Source organism: Humibacter antri (genome assembly GCF_054777235.1).
Window position 1 is genome coordinate 15,681 of sequence record NZ_BAAHAW010000028.1, and the last position, 20,206, is coordinate 35,886.

General features: G+C 67.9%; 18 protein-coding genes. 9 read left to right on the forward strand and 9 right to left on the reverse strand.

The window, feature by feature from the left end:
- Window positions 1–6: 6 nt before the first annotated feature.
- On the forward strand, window positions 7–963 hold the full coding sequence (locus ACYVDK_RS12400; protein ID WP_460522149.1) for a hypothetical protein: 957 nt from the start codon (window positions 7–9) through the stop codon (window positions 961–963).
- A 371-nt stretch (window positions 964–1,334) separates the two neighbouring features.
- Here ACYVDK_RS12400 and guaB1 read toward each other — a convergent pair whose 3' ends face one another.
- The gene (gene guaB1 / locus ACYVDK_RS12405; protein WP_460522151.1) at window positions 1,335–2,774 is read right to left on the reverse strand and encodes a GuaB1 family IMP dehydrogenase-related protein; all 1,440 of its coding nucleotides are present in this window, start codon (window positions 2,772–2,774) and stop codon (window positions 1,335–1,337) included.
- Window positions 2,775–2,932: 158 nt separating this feature from the next.
- Here guaB1 and ACYVDK_RS12410 point away from each other — a divergent pair, with 158 nt between their 5' ends.
- Window positions 2,933–6,886 carry a multifunctional oxoglutarate decarboxylase/oxoglutarate dehydrogenase thiamine pyrophosphate-binding subunit/dihydrolipoyllysine-residue succinyltransferase subunit gene (locus ACYVDK_RS12410; RefSeq protein ID WP_460522357.1) on the forward strand — a complete coding sequence of 1,318 codons (3,954 nt, stop codon included), beginning with the start codon at window positions 2,933–2,935 and terminating at the stop codon, window positions 6,884–6,886.
- Between the two features lie 55 nt (window positions 6,887–6,941).
- On the opposite strand, the gene ACYVDK_RS12415 is transcribed toward ACYVDK_RS12410, so the two are convergent.
- The 3 genes from ACYVDK_RS12415 to ACYVDK_RS12425 form a co-directional block, all read right to left on the reverse strand.
- Complete coding sequence (locus tag ACYVDK_RS12415; RefSeq protein ID WP_460522153.1) at window positions 6,942–7,148, reverse strand: PIN domain-containing protein; 207 nt, start codon at window positions 7,146–7,148, stop codon at window positions 6,942–6,944.
- 106 nt (window positions 7,149–7,254) lie between these two features.
- The gene (rsrA, locus tag ACYVDK_RS12420; RefSeq protein WP_460522155.1) at window positions 7,255–7,500 is read right to left on the reverse strand and encodes a mycothiol system anti-sigma-R factor; all 246 of its coding nucleotides are present in this window, start codon (window positions 7,498–7,500) and stop codon (window positions 7,255–7,257) included.
- Window positions 7,497–8,213: a sigma-70 family RNA polymerase sigma factor gene (locus ACYVDK_RS12425; protein ID WP_460522359.1), complete on the reverse strand. Its 717-nt coding sequence runs from the start codon at window positions 8,211–8,213 to the stop codon at window positions 7,497–7,499. The genes rsrA and ACYVDK_RS12425 overlap by 4 nt, the downstream gene beginning before the upstream one ends.
- Window positions 8,214–8,400: 187 nt before the next feature.
- On the opposite strand from ACYVDK_RS12425, the gene aroA reads away from it, so the two are divergent.
- The 4 genes from aroA (at window position 8,401) to bcp (ending at window position 12,835) form a co-directional block, all read left to right on the forward strand.
- Window positions 8,401–9,783 (forward strand): 3-phosphoshikimate 1-carboxyvinyltransferase, encoded by a 1,383-nt coding sequence (aroA, locus tag ACYVDK_RS12430; protein ID WP_460522157.1) that lies wholly within the window; start codon window positions 8,401–8,403, stop codon window positions 9,781–9,783.
- Window positions 9,784–9,799: 16 nt separating this feature from the next.
- Complete coding sequence (rsgA, locus tag ACYVDK_RS12435) at window positions 9,800–10,903, forward strand: ribosome small subunit-dependent GTPase A (protein WP_460522159.1); 1,104 nt, start codon at window positions 9,800–9,802, stop codon at window positions 10,901–10,903.
- Window positions 10,904–11,021: 118 nt separating this feature from the next.
- Window positions 11,022–12,344, forward strand: a complete 1,323-nt coding sequence (locus ACYVDK_RS12440; protein ID WP_460522161.1) for an alpha-L-fucosidase — start codon at window positions 11,022–11,024, stop codon at window positions 12,342–12,344.
- Window positions 12,341–12,835: a peroxiredoxin gene (bcp, locus tag ACYVDK_RS12445; protein ID WP_460522163.1), complete on the forward strand. Its 495-nt coding sequence runs from the start codon at window positions 12,341–12,343 to the stop codon at window positions 12,833–12,835. The genes ACYVDK_RS12440 and bcp overlap by 4 nt, the downstream gene beginning before the upstream one ends.
- Window positions 12,836–12,848: 13 nt before the next feature.
- On the opposite strand, the gene ACYVDK_RS12450 is transcribed toward bcp, so the two are convergent.
- Window positions 12,849–13,286, reverse strand: a complete 438-nt coding sequence (locus tag ACYVDK_RS12450; protein WP_460522165.1) for a hypothetical protein — start codon at window positions 13,284–13,286, stop codon at window positions 12,849–12,851.
- A 342-nt stretch (window positions 13,287–13,628) separates the two neighbouring features.
- Here ACYVDK_RS12450 and ACYVDK_RS12455 point away from each other — a divergent pair, with 342 nt between their 5' ends.
- Window positions 13,629–13,877 (forward strand): WhiB family transcriptional regulator, encoded by a 249-nt coding sequence (locus ACYVDK_RS12455; RefSeq protein ID WP_146322482.1) that lies wholly within the window; start codon window positions 13,629–13,631, stop codon window positions 13,875–13,877.
- Between the two features lie 280 nt (window positions 13,878–14,157).
- Here the strand turns inward: ACYVDK_RS12455 and ACYVDK_RS12460 are convergent, their stop codons facing one another.
- The 3 genes from ACYVDK_RS12460 to ACYVDK_RS12470 all read right to left on the reverse strand — a co-directional run bounded on the left by ACYVDK_RS12460 (window position 14,158) and on the right by ACYVDK_RS12470 (window position 17,828).
- Window positions 14,158–15,648, reverse strand: coding sequence for a sensor histidine kinase (locus ACYVDK_RS12460; protein WP_460522167.1), 1,491 nt, complete (start codon window positions 15,646–15,648; stop codon window positions 14,158–14,160).
- Window positions 15,649–15,843: 195 nt separating this feature from the next.
- The gene (locus ACYVDK_RS12465) at window positions 15,844–17,091 is read right to left on the reverse strand and encodes an AAA family ATPase (RefSeq protein ID WP_460522169.1); all 1,248 of its coding nucleotides are present in this window, start codon (window positions 17,089–17,091) and stop codon (window positions 15,844–15,846) included.
- The gene (locus tag ACYVDK_RS12470; protein ID WP_460522171.1) at window positions 17,088–17,828 is read right to left on the reverse strand and encodes a hypothetical protein; all 741 of its coding nucleotides are present in this window, start codon (window positions 17,826–17,828) and stop codon (window positions 17,088–17,090) included. Before ACYVDK_RS12470 ends, ACYVDK_RS12465 begins: the two co-directional genes overlap by 4 nt.
- 227 nt (window positions 17,829–18,055) lie before the next feature.
- On the opposite strand from ACYVDK_RS12470, the gene ACYVDK_RS12475 reads away from it, so the two are divergent.
- Window positions 18,056–18,343 carry a helix-turn-helix domain-containing protein gene (locus tag ACYVDK_RS12475; protein ID WP_460522173.1) on the forward strand — a complete coding sequence of 96 codons (288 nt, stop codon included), beginning with the start codon at window positions 18,056–18,058 and terminating at the stop codon, window positions 18,341–18,343.
- Between the two features lie 390 nt (window positions 18,344–18,733).
- On the opposite strand, the gene ACYVDK_RS12480 is transcribed toward ACYVDK_RS12475, so the two are convergent.
- Complete coding sequence (locus ACYVDK_RS12480) at window positions 18,734–19,225, reverse strand: hypothetical protein (RefSeq protein ID WP_460522175.1); 492 nt, start codon at window positions 19,223–19,225, stop codon at window positions 18,734–18,736.
- Window positions 19,226–19,418: 193 nt separating this feature from the next.
- Between ACYVDK_RS12480 and ACYVDK_RS12485 the strand changes: the two genes are divergently transcribed.
- The gene (locus ACYVDK_RS12485; protein WP_460522177.1) at window positions 19,419–19,907 is read left to right on the forward strand and encodes an Rv3235 family protein; all 489 of its coding nucleotides are present in this window, start codon (window positions 19,419–19,421) and stop codon (window positions 19,905–19,907) included.
- The last annotated feature ends 299 nt before the right edge of the window (window positions 19,908–20,206 follow it).

Below are 20,206 nucleotides of genomic sequence, written 5' to 3' on the forward strand. Positions count from 1 at the left end.
ATGCGTGTGTCCCTTACCGAACCGAACAATCTGACGATCGTGCGACGACGCGACCAGCTCGATCTCACCGACGACCGACGACGCCGGCGATCGATTGCGTCGGGCGCCTGGGCTCGGATAGCCGCGGGCAGTTACGTACGGACTGCCGAGTGGAGGGCGCTGCGGCCCATCGAGCAGCATCGGATACGCGTGGGCGAGGCACTACGACGCATCCGGCCGGGTGCCGTGATCTCCCACCGAGCGGCGGCCGCACACCACGGCATCGACGTACTCGGCGCCTGGCCGGACTTCGTCGACGTCATCGTCGACCACGCATCCGGCGGTCGGTCGACCGGTGCGATTCGCCGGCACGCGACGGGGCTGGCAGGCGTTCGAACGGAACCGATGGGCGAGCACGAGGTGACCGCTCCGGCCCAGACAGCACTCGACCTGGCTCGCACACTGCCGTTCGTCACCGCAGTGACCGCAGTCGACCAGGCGATCTGGACCGGGCGATCCGGCGGTCCGCTGACGACCCTCGGCGAGATCGTCGAGCTTCTGGATGCCGATGGGCCACGGCGCGGGGATGCAAAGGCCCGCCGCGTGCTGGAGTTCGGCAATCCCCTATCCTCGAATGTCCGTGAGTCGCAGAACTTCGTCGTCCTTGTGGCACTGGGCTTTCCTCGACCGATTGTGCAGTACCGGCGCGTTTTGCGCAGCGGCCGGCTCGCGATCGCCGACCTCTACTTCGAGGAAGCGGATCATTGGAGCGAGATCGACGGCCGTGGCAAGTACCTCAGCCCGGAATTCGGCGCTGAACGCGATCCCGGAGAGATCGTGATCGATGAGAAGAACCGCGAGAACGAGATCCGCCGCGAGGTTCGCGGGTTCTCCCGGTGGGAGGCGACCGAGGCCGACCGGCCGCGTGCCATCTACGACGTCCTCACGCAGGACGGGCTGCGCTCGTCCAAACCCCGTCCGTGAGTGCACCACTCGGTCGCGGTCCTGCGCACTCGTCTCGCGTACGGACGTCGTCCATCACTCAGCATCGAGTCCCCGCTACACGAATCGGCGTACGCCACAGAAGCGCGACCGTCTCCCGCCACAGCAATCGGCATCCGCTACACAGATCGGCACCCGCCATAGGAACAACCTGTCGCGGATGCCGATCGGTGTAGCGCAAAGCTCTCGCGTTCGTCCCGCGCACTCTGACGAGAGGAGCACCGAGATCGCGCGGCCGAGCGGAGCGAGTCCGGCGGCCGGGCGGAGCGAGTCCGGCGGCCGAGCGGAGCGAGTCCGGCGGCCGGGGCACAAAGCCCGCGATCGAGCGGCACGAAGCGCTCGACGACGCGGTGTCACCAGCTGACGGGGAGCGCCTTGCCCTCCTCATAGCCGGCCGCGGACTGGATGCCCACCAGCGCGCGGTCATGGAACTGCTTCAGCGTGCGCGCGCCCGCGTACGTGAACGAGCTGCGCAGCCCGGTCGTGATCATGTCGAGCAGGTCTTCCACCGAGGGGCGCAGCGGGTCGAGGTAGATGCGCGAGCTGGAGATTCCCTCTGCGAAGAGCTCCTTGCGAGCGCGCTCGTAGGGGTCGAGCCGCTCGAAGCGCTGCTGTACGGCCTTGGTGGATGCCATCCCCCAGCTCTCCTTGTAGAGCCCGCCCGTCTCATCCGCCTGAAGTCGCCCAGGCGCCTCGACCGTGCCCGCGAACCACGACCCGATCATGACGGATGCCCCGCCCGCCGCCAGCGCGAGCGCCACGTCGCGCGGATACCGCACGCCGCCATCCGCCCAGACGTGCGCACCGAGCTCGCGCGCCGTCTCCGATGTCTCCAGCACGGCGGAGAACTGGGGCCGGCCGACCGCCGTCATCATGCGTGTCGTGCACATAGCACCAGGGCCGACGCCGACCTTGACGATGTCCGCCCCCGCCGAGACCAGATCCCGCACCGCCTGGTCGGTCACCACGTTGCCGGCAGCGATCGGGACGCCCAGTCGAAGCTTCGCAACGGCGTGGATGGCCCTGCGCATCGCATCCTGGTCGCCGTGCGCCGTATCGAGCACCAGTACGTCCACGCCCGACGACACGAGCGCCCGTGCCCGGCCGGTGACGTCGCCGTTGATGCCGATCGCCGCGGCGATGCGCAGCCTGCCGTGCGCGTCCAGCGCCGGCCGGTAGATCGTGGAGCGCAGCGCGCTCGTCCGGCTCAGGGTGCCGACGACACGGCCGTGGTCGAGAACGGGCGCGAAATCCAGATCGGCCGCCTCCAGCAGGTCGAACGCCGCACGGGCATCCGGAACGTCTTCGGCGTCGATCGACGGAAGCGAGCCGTGCAGCAACTCGCCCAAACGGGCGTCGGGAAGCGCGCCGGCGAGGTCGAGGGCTGCGAGGCAACCGATGTACTTGCCGGTGTCGTCGTGGAGCACGATGCCGTGACCGGGCAGCGGCGGAACGACGGCCAGCGCCTGCTCGACGGTCTCGTCGGGGCTCATCGCGAACGGCGAGTCGAAGATCGCCGGCTGCGCCTTCACCCAGTCGATGGCCGCTTCGAGGTCTTGCGGATGCATGTCCTGCGGCAGCACCGCGAGCCCTCCGCGTCTCGCGAGGGTGGCCGCAAGGCGCGGCCCGGTGACGGAGTTCATGTTCGCCGAGACGATCGGGATGCTCGCACCGGTCCCGTCTTCGGGAGCGAGTGAGACATCCATACGGCTTGTCACATTCGAGCGGCTGGGCACCAGGAACACGTCCGAGTAGGTCAGGTCGTGCGTCGGGGCCGTTCCATAGAACTGCATGAGGCCAACGTTACGTGTCTCATTGCCGCGCGGGCAGACACGGTACGGAGACGATTCGATTAGGCTTGATCCCTGGCCGGAACGGCCGTCACCTGTGCCCTCAGCGACCGTCGTTCCGATGCAGATTGCCATCAACGAAGAGAGTGGGCGAAACGGCTGTGTCGAGCCAGTTGACCGGTGTAGGAACAGACGAGGGAGCGTCGGGAGAATTCGGAGCCAACGAGTGGCTCGTCGACGAGTTGTACGAGCAGTACATCGCCGACAAGAACTCGGTGGACAAGTCCTGGTGGCCCATCCTCGAGACCTACACGCCCGGCAAGACCGCCGCGGCCGCCCCTCCGGCCGAATACGCCGGGCCCACTGAGACGGAGCAGGCGAAGGTCCCCGCTCCGACCCAGCAGCCTGCGACTCAGCCGCCTGCGACCCAGCAGACGGCGACCCCGCAGGCTCCCCCCGCACCCGCGGCGCCTTCGACCCAGCAGGCTGCAACCCTGCAGGCCCCACCGGCACCGGTGGCGCCTCCGCCCGCGGCACCGGCAGAACCCGTGGCACCGGCAGCCCCCGCTGCATCGGCAGCCCCCGCTGCATCGGCAGAATCCCCGGCTCCGACGGCACCCGCCACGCAGCCCGTCGCCCGCACCACCTCCATCGCGCCGCGGCCCGCGCCCGTGCCCGCCGATGCTCCGGTCACCGCCCCGCAGGGGGTCGTGCGTGATGGCGAGAAGGCTCCCGACGAGCCGAAGCCGGTCGTGACGCCGCTTCGCGGCATGGCCAAGACGCTGGCCGGCAACATGGATGTCAGCCTCACGGTTCCGACGGCGACGAGCGTGCGCACCATCCCGGCGAAGCTGATGATCGACAACCGCATCGTCATCAACAACCATCTCGGGCGCACCCGCGGCGGCAAGGTCAGCTTCACCCACCTCATCGGCTGGGCGCTCGTGCAGGCGCTCAAGAACTTTCCGAGCCAGAACGTCTTCTACGACGTGGTGGACGGCAAGCCGTCGGTGGTGTCCCCCGCGCACATCGGCCTCGGCATCGCCATCGACATCCCGAAACCGGACGGCTCGCGAGCCCTGCTCGTCCCGGCCATCAAACGCGCCGAGTCCCTCACCTTCGGCGAGTACCTGGCGGCGTACGAAGACCTGGTCAAGCGCGCCAGAGCCAACAAGCTGACGGCGGATGACTTCAGCGGCGCCAGCATCTCGCTCACGAACCCCGGCGGCATCGGCACGGTGCACTCTGTTCCGCGTCTGATGAAGGGTCAGGGCTGCATCATCGGTGCCGGAGCACTGGAGTATCCGGCGGAGTTCCAGGGGTCGTCCCTGAAGACGCTGACCACGCTCGGCGTCGGCAAGACCATCACGCTCACCAGCACGTACGATCACCGTGTCATCCAGGGCGCCGGGTCTGGAGAGTTCCTGAAGATCGTGCACGAGCTGCTCATCGGCCAGCGCGACTTCTACGAAGACATCTTCGCGGCGCTGCGCATCCCGTACGACCCGATCCACTGGGCTGAGGACATCAGTGTCGACCTCGCCAGTTCGGTCGACAAGACGGCGCGCGTGCAGGAACTCATCAACGCGTTCCGCGTGCGCGGTCACCTGATGGCCGACATCGACCCACTGGAGTACAAGCAGCGCACGCACCCCGATCTCGACATCGCCACTCACGGCCTCACGTTCTGGGACCTCGACCGGCAGTTCGTCACCGGGCGCTTCGGCGGTGACAAGCGCACCATGCTGCTGCGCGATATCCTCGGCGTACTTCGCGACTCGTACTGCCGCACCGTCGGCATCGAGTACATGCACATCCAGGATCCGGCCCAGCGCAAATGGGTTCAGGATCACGTCGAGGTGCCGTACGAGAAGCCGACGCACGACGAACAGCTGCGCATCCTGGGCAAGCTGAACGAAGCCGAGGCGTTCGAGACGTTCCTGCAGACGAAGTACGTCGGGCAGAAGCGATTCAGCCTCGAGGGCGGCGAGTCCACCATCGCGCTTCTGGATGCCGTGCTGCAGGAGGCCGCGCAGGACGGACTCGACGAGGTCGCCATCGGGATGGCGCACCGCGGCCGGCTCAACGTGCTCACCAACATCGCAGGCAAGACCTACGGCCAGATCTTCCGCGAGTTCGAGGGAACCCAGGACCCGCGGACCGTCGGCGGGTCAGGCGACGTGAAGTACCACCTGGGCACCGAGGGCACCTTCACAGGCGCGAACGGCGAGGAGATCGCCGTCTACCTGGCCGCCAACCCGTCGCATCTCGAAGTGGTCGACGGCGTGCTGGAGGGCATCACCCGCGCGAAGCAGGACCGCCGGCCGGCCGGCACGTTCCTGACGCTGCCGATCCTGATTCACGGAGATGCCGCGATGGCAGGGCAGGGCATCGTCGTCGAGACGATGCAGATGTCGCAGCTGCGCGCGTACCGCACAGGCGGCACGATCCACCTCAACATCAACAACCAGGTCGGATTCACCACGCCGCCGAGCGAAGGCCGCTCCTCGGTGTACGCGACCGATGTGGCGAAGGCGATCCAGGCGCCCATCTTCCACGTGAACGGCGACGACCCCGAGGCCGTCGTGCGGGTGGCCCAGCTGGCCTTCCAGTTCCGTCAGGAGTTCAAGAAAGACGTCGTCATCGACCTCATCTGCTACCGCCGCCGCGGGCACAACGAGGGCGACGACCCGTCGATGACGCAGCCGCTGATGTACAACCTCATCGAGGCGAAGCGCTCCGTGCGCCGTCTTTACACGGAGGCGCTGGTCGGCCGCGGCGACATCTCCGAGGAGGAGTACGAGCAGGCGCACAAAGACTTCCAGGAGCGTCTGGAACGTGCGTTCGCCGAGACCCACGCCGCGCAAACCGGTTCGATCCCCGTCGTCTCCGGCGACCCGGAAGCCATCAACGACCTGGAGCGCCCCGATTCGCAACAGGATGCCGCGCGTGGCGAACTCGCGACGACCGGCGTCTCCGATGCGGTCATCCAGACCATCGGGCAGGCGTTCGACAACCCGCCGGCCGGTTTCACGGTGCACACCAAACTGCAGCAGTTGCTCGCCAAACGCTTCGAGATGACCAAGAGCGGCGGCATCGACTGGGCGATGGGCGAACTGCTCGCCCTCGGATCGTTGCTGCTGGAAGGCACCCCGGTGCGTCTCGTCGGCCAGGACTCGCGCCGCGGCACGTTCGTGCAGCGCCAGGCGGTTCTGCACGACCGGGTGAACGGCCAGGAGTGGCTGCCGCTGGCCAACCTCAGCGACAACCAGGCCAAGTTCTGGATCTACGATTCGCTGCTCAGCGAGTACGCCGCGATGGGCTTCGAGTACGGCTACTCCGTGGAGCGGCCGGATGCCCTGGTGGCGTGGGAGGCGCAGTTCGGCGACTTCGCCAACGGCGCGCAGACCGTTATCGACGAGTTCATCTCGTCTGCAGAGCAGAAGTGGGGCCAGCGCTCCTCGCTCGTCCTGCTGCTTCCGCACGGCTACGAGGGCCAGGGACCCGACCATTCGTCGGCGCGTATCGAGCGCTACCTTCAGCTGTGTGCCGAGGACAACATGACGGTCGCGCGTCCCTCGACGCCGGCGTCATACTTCCACCTGCTGCGCCGGCAGGCATACGCCCGCCCGCGCCGTCCGCTGATCGTGTTCACGCCCAAGGCCATGCTGCGTCTGCGCGGCGCGACGAGCGACGTGGCCGAGTTCACGTCTGGCTCCTTCCGTCCGGTGATCGACGACCCGCGCGCCGTGGACAAGAACGCCGTGAAGCGCGTTCTGCTCATGGCGGGCAAGGTCTACTACGACGTCAAGGCGGAGCTCGAGAAGAACCCCGACGACCGCGTCGCACTGGTGCGGGTCGAGCAGTACTACCCGTTCCCGGGTGACGAGCTGAGGTCGGTTCTGGCGTCGTATCCGGGTGCCGAGTTCTTCTGGTTGCAGGACGAGCCGGAGAATCAGGGCGCCTGGATCTACATGGCGCTGTCGGCCGCGCAGGCCGGACTGCCGCCGTTCGGCGTCTTCTCGCGGGCGGCATCCGCATCCCCCGCCACGGGTTCGGCGAAGCGTCACGCCCAGGAGCAGTCCGACCTGATCAAGCGCTCGGTCGCCTTGTAACGTGAATGCCCGCTCGGCAACGGGCGGGCTTTCACGTTACTCGACGCGACGTCCGCTACTCGACAGGAACAAGGAACGCCTGGTCGTCGTGCGCTTGGGCCAGTCCGGCATCCATGGTCGCCAGAACCGCAACGGGTCGCCCCGATGCCAGGGCCACGAGATAGGCGTCGGTGACCTGGCGGTGACCCGTCACGGTGTTCAGGGCTGCGTCGACGTACGACACGTCATCTGGCCAGAAGACGCAGCGGGGATGCTCGCGCACGGCGCGCCTCATAGCTGAATCACGCATGATTCAGCGGAGACCGCTCCCTCGGACGGGATCCCCGCGCACCCGACGCCTTACACTTCGGCCGGTCCGGCCGACGCGTCTACAGATGAGTCGACTGAATGCTCCGCAGTCGCGCCAGCACCTGCACGCGCAGTTGCTCGGGTGCCGTCTCTTTGCACGCCCGCTGCACGACCTCGGTGAGCACCATGCCCACGTGCACCTCGCCCTGGCAATCGCTGCAGTTCTCCAGGTGCTCGCGGATGTCGGCGGCATCGTCGGCCTGCAGCTCGTGGTGCAGGTACTCCTCGATGTCCTTCTTGGCTTTGTCGCAGCCGCAGTCGCTCATGTGGTGCTCCCGGTGTTCTGCACGGCGTCGGCCTTCTGACGGGCATCCTTCTCGGAGGCCCGAACGGCGCTGTCGTTACTCACAGCACCGCCGTTCCTCACAGCACCGTCGTTCCTCACGGCCCTGAGGCCGCGCTCGTGCGCGTAGTCCGTCAACAGCTCCCTGAGCATCCGCCTGCCACGATGCAGACGGCTCATCACGGTGCCGATAGGGGTCTTCATGATGTCAGCGATCTCCTGGTAGGAGAAACCCTCGACGTCGGCGAGATACACCGCCAGGCGGAAGTCCTCGGGGATCGCCTGCAGCGCGTTCTTCACGTCGGAGTCGGGAAGGTGGTCGATCGCCTCCGCCTCAGCTGAACGTGATGTCACCGACGTGGCCGATGCAGCGCCGCCGAGCTGCCAGTCCTCGAGCTCATCGATCGGGTTCTGGTAAGGCTCGCGCTGCTTCTTGCGGTACGTGTTGATGAAGGTGTTCGTCAGGATGCGGTACAGCCAGGCTTTGAGGTTGGTGCCCTGCTTGAACTGACCGAACGCCGCGTACGCTTTGACGAACGTCTCCTGCACGAGGTCCTGCGCATCTGCTGGGTTGCGCGTCATGCGCAACGCCGCCGCGTACAACTGGTCCATGAACGGGATCGCCTGCTCTTCGAACAGGGCGGCGACGTCCTGGACTGATTCGTCGCGAGTGTTTTCCTCGTGTGGAGTCGACATCACGGCCCAGTCTAGGACGGGCATCTGCACGATCCGTCCGGGACTCGAGACGTCGATCGCGGCACGCATCCGTTCATCGGTGGCGGAACACAGCGACGGAGTCGTCAGCGGGGCTTCCAGCAGCGCCTGCGCCATCCGTGCATTCACCTCCGCGATTCATCCGGCCGATCGATACTCTTGACAAGCGATGTTGATCTCGAAATATTCCGCACCGGACTTCGATCCCTACGGTGACCAGAAGCCCGAGGAGCCGGATGCCCTCTGGGCGGCCCCCACGGCCTCCGGCCCCCTGAGCGCGCGCCTCGCACTGCCAGGCTCGAAGTCCATCACGAGCCGGGAACTCGTGCTGGCGGCCCTTGCAGATGCCCCTTCGCTGCTGCGTGCCCCGCTGCGCTCGCGCGACAGCGCGAACATGATCACCGCACTGCGCGCCCTCGGCGCCCGTATCGAAGAACGAGACGGTGCAGGACAGTTCGGTCCCGACCTTCTGGTCACGCCCGGCGAACTCACCGGGAGCACCACGATCGACTGCGGGCAGGCCGGTACGGTGATGCGCTTCGTGCCTCCGGTCGCGGCGTTGGCGCTCGGTCCCACCACGTTCGACGCCGACGACTCCGCACGGGGGCGCCCGATGGGCGGTGTCGTCATGGCGCTACGCGCCCTGGGCGTCGACATCGACGACGATGGCCGCGGCGGGCTCCCGTTCACCGTGCACGGCACGGGCGGGGTGAACGGGGGCGCGATCGAGATCGATGCGTCGGCATCCAGCCAGTTCGTCTCGGCTCTGCTGCTGTCGGCCGCGCGATTCGACGAGGGCCTCCGGCTCACGCATGTCGGCGACCGGTTGCCGAGCCTTCCGCACATCGAGATGACGATCGACGCGCTCACCCACCGCGGAGTGGCGGTGCAGAGCACCCGTGCGGGCGAATGGGTCGTGGAGCCGGCCCTCATCGGCGGCCGCGACGTCGACATCGAGCCCGACCTCTCCAACGCTGCACCGTTCCTCGCCGCAGCCCTAGTGACCGGAGGCAGCGTCACGGTGACCGGGTGGCCGGATGCCACGACGCAGGTCGGTGCCGACCTGGCGGGCATCCTGCCGGCGTTCGGTGCCACCGTGGAGCATTCGGACGGCACGCTGACCGTGCGCGGCGGCGACGGCATCCGCGGCGTGGAACTCGACCTGACGACCGGCGGCGAGCTCGCTCCGACCGTCGCGGCCCTCGCCGCACTGGCGGACTCCCCCAGCACCATCACCGGCATCGGACACATCCGCCATCACGAGACGGACCGGCTCGCGGCGCTCGGCACCGAGATCCGCGCACTCGGCGGCGAGGTCGACGAGCTGGAAGACGGGCTGAGGATCACGCCGCGACCTCTGCACGGTGGCGTCTGGCGCAGCCATGACGACCATCGCATGTCGACCAGCGGCGCCCTCATCGGGCTGGCCGTGCCGGGCATCCGCATCGAGAACATCGAGGCGACGCACAAGACGCTTCCGCAGTTCACCGAGCTGTGGCAGGGGATGGTCGGCCGTGCCATCGTCTCGGACGCACGGCCGGCGACGACGTGAGCGGAGTGCACGCCGCGTGAGCTGGTGGGACACCGACGACGACGACGAGCCGTACGGCGAGTACGACGAGTCGTCGGTACGGGTTCGCCCCAACCCGAAGGGCAGTCGTCCGCGCACGAAGACCCGCCCGGAGCACGAGGACGCCGTCGTCGGCCGCGTGCTGGGCGTCGATCGCGGACGCTACACGGTGCTTATCGACGAGAGCACGACCGGCGAGCACGAGGCGATCGCAGCCCGGGCGAGCGAACTGCGCAAGCAAGCCGTCGTCACCGGCGACCGCGTCGATCTGGTCGGCGATGCCAGCGGGGAGGAAGGGACGCTCGCCCGTATCGTGCGCATCCGCGATCGCAGCACGCTGCTGCGCCGCAGCGCCGATGACACGGATGCCGTGGAGCGCGTCATCGTCGCGAACGCCGACCAGATGCTCATCGTGGTGGCCGCAGCGAACCCCGAGCCACGCACAAGGCTCGTCGACCGCTACCTCGTCGCCGCGTACGACGCCGGCATCTCTCCGCTACTCGTCGTCACGAAGACGGATCTCGCCGATCCGGCAGCGTTTCTCGAGAACTTCGCAGGGCTGGACCTTCCGGTGTTCCTCAGCTCATCGGCCGGGGAACGCGACCATGCACGCGGCGCACCCGCAAGTGCTGCGCAGACCAGGGCCACCGCCGACGGCATCCCACTCGATGAGCTGTTCCACGCACTGGCCGGCCACGACACCGTCGCCGTCGGGCACTCCGGCGTGGGCAAGTCGACGCTCGTCAACGCACTCGTGCCGGGGGCAGACCGTGCCATAGGCCACGTGAACGAGGTGACCGGAAGGGGCAGGCACACATCGTCCTCGACCGTATCGCTGCGCATGCGCTCGCCCCACGGCGACGGCTGGATCATCGACACCCCCGGCGTGCGCTCGTTCGGGCTCGGTCACGTCGCCCCTGCCAACATCCTGCGCTCGTTCACCGACCTGGCCGCGATCGCAGAGAACTGCCCGCGCGGCTGCACCCATCTACCCGACGCGCCGGATTGCGCGATCGTCGAGGCTGTGGATGCCGGTGAGCTCGGCGAGCGCGGCCACGCGCGTCTCGACTCGCTGCAGCGGCTCCTGGCCACGTTCGCCTGAGCAAGCATCCGCAGATTGGCAATATGTCTGACCAATAGTGCATCGGATTGCGATCAGGCCGCGACGTCGTGGCAGGATTGGGCTTAAACATCCGACCAATCTTCACGTCTGGAGTGTCATGCACGAGCGCTTCGCCCGTTCCGAGTGGTTCCGTCACGACCGGTTCGGCCTGTTCATCCACTGGGGCGCATACGCCGTTCCGGCACGCGGCGAGTGGGTGCGCTCGTTCGAGCGGATCAGTGTCGAGGACTATCAACGGCACGTGGACGCGTTCCAGCCCGACTCGTTCGATCCCGGCGCGTGGGCCGATGCCGCGGTGGCCGCGGGCATGAAGTACGCCGTGCTCACGGCCAAGCACCACGACGGATTCTGCCTCTTCGACTCGCAGCTCACCGACTACAGCACCGTGCACAACGGGCTCGGTCGCGACGTCGTGGCCGAATTCCTCGATGCATTCCGCTCGCGCGGCCTCAAGGTCGGGCTGTACTACTCACTGCTGGACTGGCACCACCCCGACTACCCGGCGTACGGCGACGCGCATCATCCGATGCGCGAGGAGGCCTCGTGGAAGGACCGCACGTACGACTTCGACCGCTATCTGGAGTACCTGCACGGCCAGGTGCGTGAGTTGTGCACACGGTACGGGCAGCTGGACATCTTGTGGTTCGACTTCTCGTACGACGACATGACGGCCGAGAAGTGGCGGGCGAAGGAGCTCGTCGAGATGGTGCGCGAGTTGCAGCCGAACGTGCTCATCGACAACCGGCTGGAGGCATCCGGCTCGCAGAAGGGCAGCATCGTCACGGATGCCCCCACGCCGTTCAGCGGAGACTTCGCGTCGCCCGAGCAGATCATTCCCACCGATGGCGTGCGCACCGACAGCGGCGAACCCGTTCCGTGGGAGGCGTGCGTCACGCTGAACAACCACTGGGGGTACAACGCGTTCGACTCGCTCTGGAAGCCGTCTGAGCTGGTCGTGCGCAAGCTCGCGGAGTGCGTCTCGAAGGGCGGCAACCTGCTCCTGAACGTCGGACCGGATGCCCGGGGCCGCTTCCCGCAGCCGGCCGTCGACGTCCTGCGCGAGGTCGGCGCATGGCTGCGCGAGAACGGCGAGAGCATCTACGGAGCGGGCGCCAGCGCGTTGTCGAAGCCGGAATGGGGCCGCTACACGCAACGCGACGGCACCGTGTATGCGCACGTGCTGGAGGCGCCGGTCGGCCCCCTGGCGCTCAGCCCGCTGCGTCCGGATCAGGTGGCGGACATCCGCCTCGTCGCCGACGGCACCGACCTTCCGCTGGCCGGCGGGTGGCACTCCCCTGAGCTGAACGAGCACGCGATGGTCGCGTTCGGGCCGGACCAGACCGCCACGTACCCGCTGCCCGATGCCGTCGACACCGTTCTCGCCATCGGCACGACGGGCGTTGATACCGTGAAACCATGAGCGACGCTTCCACCACCCCGTCTCCCCGACTCGCCGCAGGCGAGACCGCGCCGGACTTCACGCTTGAAGACCAGGACGGGGCCGCGGTGTCGTTGCACGACTATGCGGGTCGGAACGTCATCGTGTACTTCTACCCGGCCGCGATGACGCCAGGCTGCACGAAAGAGGCGTGCGACTTCCGTGACAACCTGAACTCGCTGGCGGCGGCCGGCTACCAGGTGCTCGGCATCTCCAAGGACGCCCCTGCCACGCTCGCGAAGTTCCGCGAGCGCGACAACCTCAACTTTCCGCTGCTTTCCGACACGCACCTCTCGGTGCACAAGCTGTACGGCGCATACGGCGAGAAGTCGCTCTACGGCAAGGTGGTCACCGGGGTGCTGCGATCCACGTTCGTGGTCGATGGCGATGGGAGCATTCGCCTCGCGCTCTACAACGTGAAGGCCACCGGCCACGTCGCCTCGCTGCGCAAGAAGCTCGGTCTCGCCGCCTGACAGGTGGCGATCGTCAGTTCTTCTTGCGGTCGGACGCCTGCGCGCGCTTCGATGACACCTCCGTCGAGGGCCCGTTCGCCGGGTCGTCGGCAGCCGGCGCAGACTCGCGCGCCGTCACCCGTGTCACCTGAGGGGCCACCACCAGGCCGATGCCGACTGCGGCGACCACCAGCAGCCCCCAGCCGGCCTGGGGCACCGCTGTGACGCCCGTGAAGCATCCGACGGCGATGGCCAGCACCAGCAGATGCCAGGTGATCACGGATGCCCGCATCCACGACCTCCTGCGTGCCGCTGCGACCGTCGTGAGCACGAGCCACACGGCGCACAGCGCGGCGATGATGAGGAGGGCGATGCCGCTCGCGATATCGCTTGCCGTGGCCTCCGCGGCCTGCGCCGCAAGCCAGATCACGAGCGTTACCAGGGCCAGCGACTCCAGCGCGAGAAGTGCCACGAGGCATCCGAGCAGCGCCGGAAACGACTTTTCGGGCCGGTCAACGCCGATATCAGCGATATGTTTCCGGTCTGTGTTCACAGCGTTATCCCAATCGAAACCCTTGATTTGCCACTACCAGTATGCGAGCATTTCTTGGTCGAGTTGTCGCTCACAGGGTGGTGGGCAGGTGTCCATCTGAAGAGGAACACAGTCCACCAGGCGCAACGGTCCGCTAGGAGCCGAGCCCGTCGGTACGGGGTCCGCCAAGATCATCACCCTGACTCGTCGCTTACCCGAATTCACGACCATTCGGTCATGCCCGGGCGTCGCACGACGCACGCAACCTAAAGGAGCACCCCCATGGATTGGCGCGACAAAGCCGCCTGCCTGACAGCCGACCCGGAACTCTTCTTCCCGGTGGGCAACACGGGGCCGGCTGTCGAGCAGATCGAGAAGGCGAAGGCCGTCTGCGCCCGGTGCACCGTGACCGAGACCTGCCTGCAGTACGCCCTGGAGACCGGCCAGGACTCGGGCGTGTGGGGCGGTCTCTCCGAAGACGAGCGGCGCGCTCTCAAACGACGCGCCGCGCGAGCGCGCCGCGCGAGCTGATTCAACCGCCGGCCGAGACGAGCGGCGGCGCTTGGTCCCCATCGGCGGTTCCGAGCGAGCTCGAGCAGCGGATCGATCGGCTCTGCGATCGCTGCGCTCGGGAGCGTTCTGCGATCGGGAGCGTCAGGGCGAAGGCCGGAAATGGCCTTCGCTCCAAACTCCAGCGTGCGGCGACACACACCCGCCGCGAGCTGAAGCGGCCGCATCCGCGCGGGTTGAGCCTGCCCGGCCCTGAGCGTGTCGACGGGTCGAAACCGGCAGCCTGCGCAGTCTCCCGATGTCAGGCCTTGCGCAAGTAGCGCAGCGGCATCTCGATCGTCACCTCGGTGCCCGTGCCCACCATGGTGTGCCAGTCGATAGTGCCGCTCAGTTCACCCTGAATGAGCGTGCGCACTATCTGCGTGCCGAGTCCGTCGCCGACCTTGCCTTCCGGAAGGCCGGAGCCGTTGTCCTTCACCTTCACCGTCAGCATCTCGGGCGATCGGTGCGCGATGATCTCCACCTCGCCGGAGCGCCCGGCGAGTCCGTGCTCCACGGCGTTCGTCACCAACTCGGTGAGCGCCAAAGCCAGCGGCGTGGCGTACTCGCTGGGCAGCTCGCCGAAACTGCCCGACGACTTCGGATGCACAGTCGTGTTGTGCGTGCTCGCCACCTCCGCCACGAGCAGCAGCACCCGGTCGAAGACGTCGTCGAAGTCCACGATCTGGGCGAGGCCCTCCGAGAGCGTGTCGTGCACGACCGCGATGGCCGAAACCCGGCGCATCGCCTGCCCGAGGGCATCCCGCGCCTCCTCGGAGTGCGTGCGCCTGGCCTGGATGCGCAGCAGGGATGCCACGGTCTGCAGGTTGTTCTTCACCCGGTGATGGATCTCGCGGATCGTCGCATCCTTGGTGATGAGCTCCTGCTCCTGGTGGCGCATCTCCGTCACATCGCGGCACAGCACGATCGCTCCGGTGCGTTCGCCGTGCGTGCGGATCGGAATGGTGCGAAGCGACACCGTCACTCCGCGGGCCTCGATGTCGGTGCGCCACGGCGCGCGTCCGGTCACCACCAGCGGCAGCGACTCATCGACGACCGAGTTGCCGGTGAGGAGCCTGGTGGTGACCTCGGCAAGGGATTCCCCCTCGAGCTCCTCGGTGAAGCCCATGCGGTTGAAGGCGGAGAGCGCATTCGGGCTGGCGAACGTCGTCACCCCATCCACGTCGAGGCGAATGAGCCCGTCGGATGCCCTCGGCGCACCTCTACGGGGGCCTGCCGGTGCTCCCAGGTCGGGAAAGTCACCGGTGGCGATCATGCCGAACAGGTCGTTCGCGCAGGCGTTGAACGTGAGTTCCTGACGACTGGGCGTGCGAGCCTCGCTGAGGTTGGTGTGCCTGGTCATGACGGCGATCGGCGCCGGCACCACCCGGGCACTGGATGCCGACACCCTGCGGAACACCGGAACGGCACGCACTCGAGTGGGCATCTCCTCGTACCAGTCCGGGGCGTGCGAGTCCACGATCGCGCCCGCTTCGAACGCCTCGGTGGCAAGGCCTCTCCATTCAGAGCGGATCGACTGGCCGACGAAGTCGCGATAGAACAGCGTGGCCGCACTGGAGGGGCGCGAGTGAGCCACCGCGATGAACCCGTCGTCCGTGGGAACCCAGAGCACGATGTCCGCGAACGCCAGGTCGGCCAGCAGCTGGCAGTCGCCGACCAGCAGGTGCAGCCACTCGATATCTTCCGGGGTCGAACGACCGTGCGCGACGACGAGATCACTGAGCGTGGACATCGCTTCAGTCTATGAGCGCGCTGGGGCTGGGAGAGACGGCCCGGTGAACCGTCGCCGCCGGCACCTCTCGTGCGGCCGTCACCCCGCCGCGAACACAGGCAGGAATGCGCTTGCCCCACGAGAACAGGCAGAATCTGCCTGTTCTGGATGTGTCTGCCTGTTTTCACCGACGGTCGATCGGGAGGATCGGCGTACCTACGCAGGCTCCGTGACCGGTCGCGGCCGCGCCATATGCCGGCGGCGGCCGTGCAGCGGTTCGGGTTCGGGCGCAAGCTCCCGCTCGACGAACCTGCGTACGGCCGCACGCGCCGGTGACTTCGGCGAGGCATCCCGCAGCGTGCGCCCGGTGAGCACGGCGAGATCGAAGCCGGCCGGGTCGTCCGGGATCAAGGCTGCGGGTTCAAGGCCGCCGAAGCGCCGCAGGGTGGCGGCGACCTGCACGAACGGATTCGCTCCCACTGCAGATGCCCGCACCCGGTTCACGAGCGCGTACGGGGACGCCTCCGGCGCCGCTTCGACGAGGTCGCCGAACGAACGGAGAAACCGGGAGAGCCCGACCGGGTCGGCCAGACCCAACGCGACGACGTCGTCGGCACCGTGCAACACAGCCAACGTCGCCGCGTTGCGCCTCGGCGCGAACATGTCACTCGTGATCTCTTCGTCGGTCTCGAGGTTGAAGCCCACGTCGACGACCGTGTAGTCCACCCAGGTTCGGCACTGGGCGAGCACCCGCTCCACACGCTCCGAGGTGAGCTCCGGCCAGCGCGTGGCACGGCCGATTCCGGTCAGCACCCAGAACGCTCCACGCGGGCTCGCGTATCGCTGAGCGACGCGCACCAGCTCGTCGTGCGTGAGCGAGCCGGATGCCGCGAGACGGCAGGCAGCGGCGAAGCCGGGCGCCTCGTCGAGCAGGCCGAGCGCCGGCGCCGTGGCGCCGCCGTAAGGGTCCGCATCGGCGAGCGCCACACTGTGCCCGAGGGCCGCGAGCTCAGCGGCGATCGTGATCGCGACGGACGTACGTCCCGGCGCGCCCGACGGCCCCCAGACGGCGATGACGCGTGAAGCATCCTGTGCACCGAGTGGACCACCGGCACGGGACGGAATGGCCCGTACGCCGCGCAGGCTCGGCTCCAGTTCGGTCCAGTCGGCCGTGGCGTCCAGAGAGTCGTACACACCGAGCGCGAGGGCGTGCCTCCGCTCCGACTCCCCCACGGCCAGAACGACGAGCCGGATGCCGGCGCGATCGCATGCAGCGACGACCTCGGCTGTAAGGCGCCCGCGTCCGGCACCGACCACGGCCACGTCGATCTCACGGGTGGCCAGCGCCGAAAGGAGTTCCTTGCCTGCCGTGGTGCGCACGGTGACCAGGTGCCCGGATGCCGTCGCCGCAGCGCTCACGCGCTCCTGGGTGCGACGGTCGAGGCAGAGAGCGATGGAGGTCATCCGTTGCCTCGCGCAGAGCTGTGAGGTGCGGCATGGTCCGTCCCGCCTCCGGCATCGGTCGGCTCCGGTGTGCTCGGCTTCGTCGGCGCCGAGCGGGAACCTGCGGGACCGGGACTCGCCGCGTCGGCACTGGCCGGCACCACCGAGATCACTTGTCCGTCGGCGATCGCCTGCAGGATCGACGCGACCCTACCGGCCGGAACACGCAACTCGACGGAGACGGAGCCGCGGTCGGCGACGAGGGCCTCGTCGTGCACGATCGAGACGACGATGGCGCCGGAGACGAGCACGGCCGGTGGTGTGTAGTTCTTGTCGTTCGCAGAGTGGGCGGCCCAGACATCCGCCGTCGTGCCCGCCGCGACCGCCGCCGCCACCGGACCGGATGCCTTCACCACCACGCTCGTCAGCGAGGCGTCCGAAGCGCGACTGAGCGCCGATACCGGAACGAGCTCACCCTTGGGCACCGAGCGCACCACCACCTCGTCGGACTGCAGTCCGCCTGCGGCGAGATAGCGATCCGACCGCGGCACACGCACACTCACCAGCTCCACGTCGCCCGGAGACACCCGGTCTCCGGTCACGAGCGTGGCGCGGGCGACGTACACCTGAACGCTGCGGTTCTGCGCGCTCAGCAGAAGGCACACGCCCACCACCGACGCGACGATGAGCAGGATGCCCACCGCGAACCTCGGGTCGAACCAGAACCTCCTGGCCTTGCCATCCGCTGCCGCGACCATGCGCCTCCTCGCTTCCGCTCTCTCGTTTCGCTTTCCTGCGCGCCTCCCGGCGGCCGAATCCACCGCGTTTCCCACCTGCGGAGCACCGCGGTCCTGAACGCCTTCTCAGTCGTCCGGGCCGCGTTTCTGCGGCAGCGCGTGAGTCCATCGTGCCGATCCTGGACAAGTCGTAGGAAAGTTATCCACACCGTCGGGGCGGCAAAGCCGCTCCCGCCATAATCGAAGGCATGACCGCCGCCCGATCGGATGATGTGACGCGTTTCCTGACGGTCGGTGACGCCGCCGAACTGCTCAACGTGGCACCGGGCGATGTCGTCGGCCTGATCGAGACCGGCGAGTTGCCCGCCATCCGGGTGGGGCGCCCGGGAGCGTGGCGCATCGAACGCGTGCAACTCGAGGCCTACATCACCGCGATGTACGAAGAGACGCGCCGGCGTGCACTGTGGGAGCAGTCCGATCTGGCTTCGATCCCCGAGCTCTCCGGCGGTCGCGTCATCTGGCCCGATCGGGACTGACACCGCACGACCCGCAGAGTTCGGCCCACGGACCTTCACCCCACGCGCTTTCGGCTAACGACGTGCCGGCCCACTGAGTTCCGGCCACTGAGTTCAGGCTCACGGAGTTCTGGCTCACGGAGTTCAGGCTGACGGAGTTCAGGCTGACGGAGTTCAGGCTGACGGAGTTCAGGCTGACGGAGTTCAGGCTGACGGAGTTCAGGCTCACGGAGTTCAGGCTGACGGAGTTCAGGCTCACGGAGTTCAGACGCGCACCAGGATCAGCGACGCCATCGGGACGATGCGGATGCCGCGCACATTACTGGGCCGCCGCGGCGACCCGGGATCGTGCAGCGCCAGGTCGAAGTGATCCCTGGCCACTCGATCGATCGTGCCGTGCAGCACTCCGGATCAGGTGGTGACCGTGAGCGGGCTGCGTCGCCTGGAGAGGTCCCGCAGCGCGAAGGCGAGGCCGAGCCTGTCGATGAGGCGCGGCGCGGCATCCGGCGTGTGAGCGGCATCCGGGTCCGGCTCGGCATGCAGGCTGTCCGCGAGCTGATCGTCGTCGAGACCCACGGAGGAGATGGCGTGCAGCGGCACGAGCGCCCGGGCGGATGCCGCAGGCACACCGGTCTCCTGGCGCTCATGCGTCGCGAGATCGCCGGACACCCAGTCCCGGCCGAACGTCGCCGGAATCAGGCGCGCGGTGCTTCCGTCTGCCAGCCAGAGGCGCAACGGAGCGTGTCGCCCGTGGTCGACACCGGAAACCGCGCGCAGCCGGTTGCGCAGCGAAAGGCGACCGAGTCTCAGCCGCTCCTCTTCGACACGGAGTTCGAGGTCTTCGACACCGAGTTCGTGTTCGAGCTGGCTCTCCAGATCGTCGAACAGGTTGTCCCAGCGCATGAGGAGCCAAGATAGCGCGGCCGAGTGCCCGAGCGAAGGGATTATCAACAGGGCACGAACGCCGTGGACCGGATTGTCTGGCCACTGGTTGAGTGACATCCCAAACACCCCCGAAGGCGGGGGTCAGGCGCATCCGACGGGTCGTCTCACCCGCCTTCGTGATCACCACGGCATCCGACCGCAGGGAGTACCGATGAGCCAGGCAACGCTGCCGCTTCCGCCGAACGACGGGTCCGAGAATGCGTGGCGGGCGTCAGCGAGCGCGGCGACGCACGGTCGGGTGGCCCTCAGCCACGGGCTGGGCGACGACTTCTTCATGGCTCAGCCGTCGCGCAGCGCCGAGTTGCCCGATCCCGAGCCGCTGCTGACGAACCTCGCGCGATGCATCCTCGAGGTGCTGGCAGGCGCGCGCGAGCTGGATCAGCTGAACCGGTGGGTCACCGACGAGGTGTATGCGACGCTCCTGCACCGCACAGTGCTCGCCGAACGGGCGCGGCGGGTGAAGGGACTGAAGGCGGTGCGGCCTGCGCTCAGCGTGTTGAGCACGCACATCAGCGAACCACGCGACGGCGTGGTCGAGGCGACTGTGGTCGTGCGCAACCCGGTCAGGGTGCGCGCCGTGGCCATCCGTCTCGAAGGTCTCGACCGGCGCTGGCGCGCCTCCGCCGTCAGCGTGCTCTAGCCGTCAGCGTGCTCTAGCCGTCAACGTGCTCTGAGCCGTCAGCGTGCGCTGAGCCGCCAGCGTGCTCTGAGGCGTCAGCGTGCTCCGAGACGCCACCGCTCATCAACGTCTTGCCCCTACCCTCGGCGCCAACATGACGTTCGCCCCGCAACAGGACAATTCGGCATGTTTCCGGCATGAGAGCGCGATCTGTCATGTTAGGCGCGAGTGAGAACTCCTGCCGGAAGCACACCCGGGCATCCTGTCGGCCAGCGCCGGCACCGGGCATCCTGTCGGCCAGCGGCGGCACCGGGCACCCT

Bases quoted from the DNA above. Each gene is read 5' to 3' on its own strand.
- guaB1 (WP_460522151.1), bottom strand. From the start codon at position 2,774: ATGCAGTTCTATGGAACGGCCCCGACGCACGACCTGACCTACTCGGAC.
- rsrA (WP_460522155.1), bottom strand. From the start codon at position 7,500: ATGAGCGACTGCGGCTGCGACAAAGCCAAGAAGGACATCGAGGAGTAC.
- ACYVDK_RS12425 (WP_460522359.1), bottom strand. From the start codon at position 8,213: ATGTCGACTCCACACGAGGAAAACACTCGCGACGAATCAGTCCAGGAC.
- aroA (WP_460522157.1), top strand. From the start codon at position 8,401: ATGTTGATCTCGAAATATTCCGCACCGGACTTCGATCCCTACGGTGAC.
- ACYVDK_RS12440 (WP_460522161.1), top strand. From the start codon at position 11,022: ATGCACGAGCGCTTCGCCCGTTCCGAGTGGTTCCGTCACGACCGGTTC.
- bcp (WP_460522163.1), top strand. From the start codon at position 12,341: ATGAGCGACGCTTCCACCACCCCGTCTCCCCGACTCGCCGCAGGCGAG.
- ACYVDK_RS12455 (WP_146322482.1), top strand. From the start codon at position 13,629: ATGGATTGGCGCGACAAAGCCGCCTGCCTGACAGCCGACCCGGAACTC.
- ACYVDK_RS12460 (WP_460522167.1), bottom strand. From the start codon at position 15,648: ATGTCCACGCTCAGTGATCTCGTCGTCGCGCACGGTCGTTCGACCCCG.
- ACYVDK_RS12465 (WP_460522169.1), bottom strand. From the start codon at position 17,091: ATGACCTCCATCGCTCTCTGCCTCGACCGTCGCACCCAGGAGCGCGTG.
- ACYVDK_RS12470 (WP_460522171.1), bottom strand. From the start codon at position 17,828: ATGGTCGCGGCAGCGGATGGCAAGGCCAGGAGGTTCTGGTTCGACCCG.
- ACYVDK_RS12475 (WP_460522173.1), top strand. From the start codon at position 18,056: ATGACCGCCGCCCGATCGGATGATGTGACGCGTTTCCTGACGGTCGGT.
- ACYVDK_RS12480 (WP_460522175.1), bottom strand. From the start codon at position 19,225: ATGCGCTGGGACAACCTGTTCGACGATCTGGAGAGCCAGCTCGAACAC.
- ACYVDK_RS12485 (WP_460522177.1), top strand. From the start codon at position 19,419: ATGAGCCAGGCAACGCTGCCGCTTCCGCCGAACGACGGGTCCGAGAAT.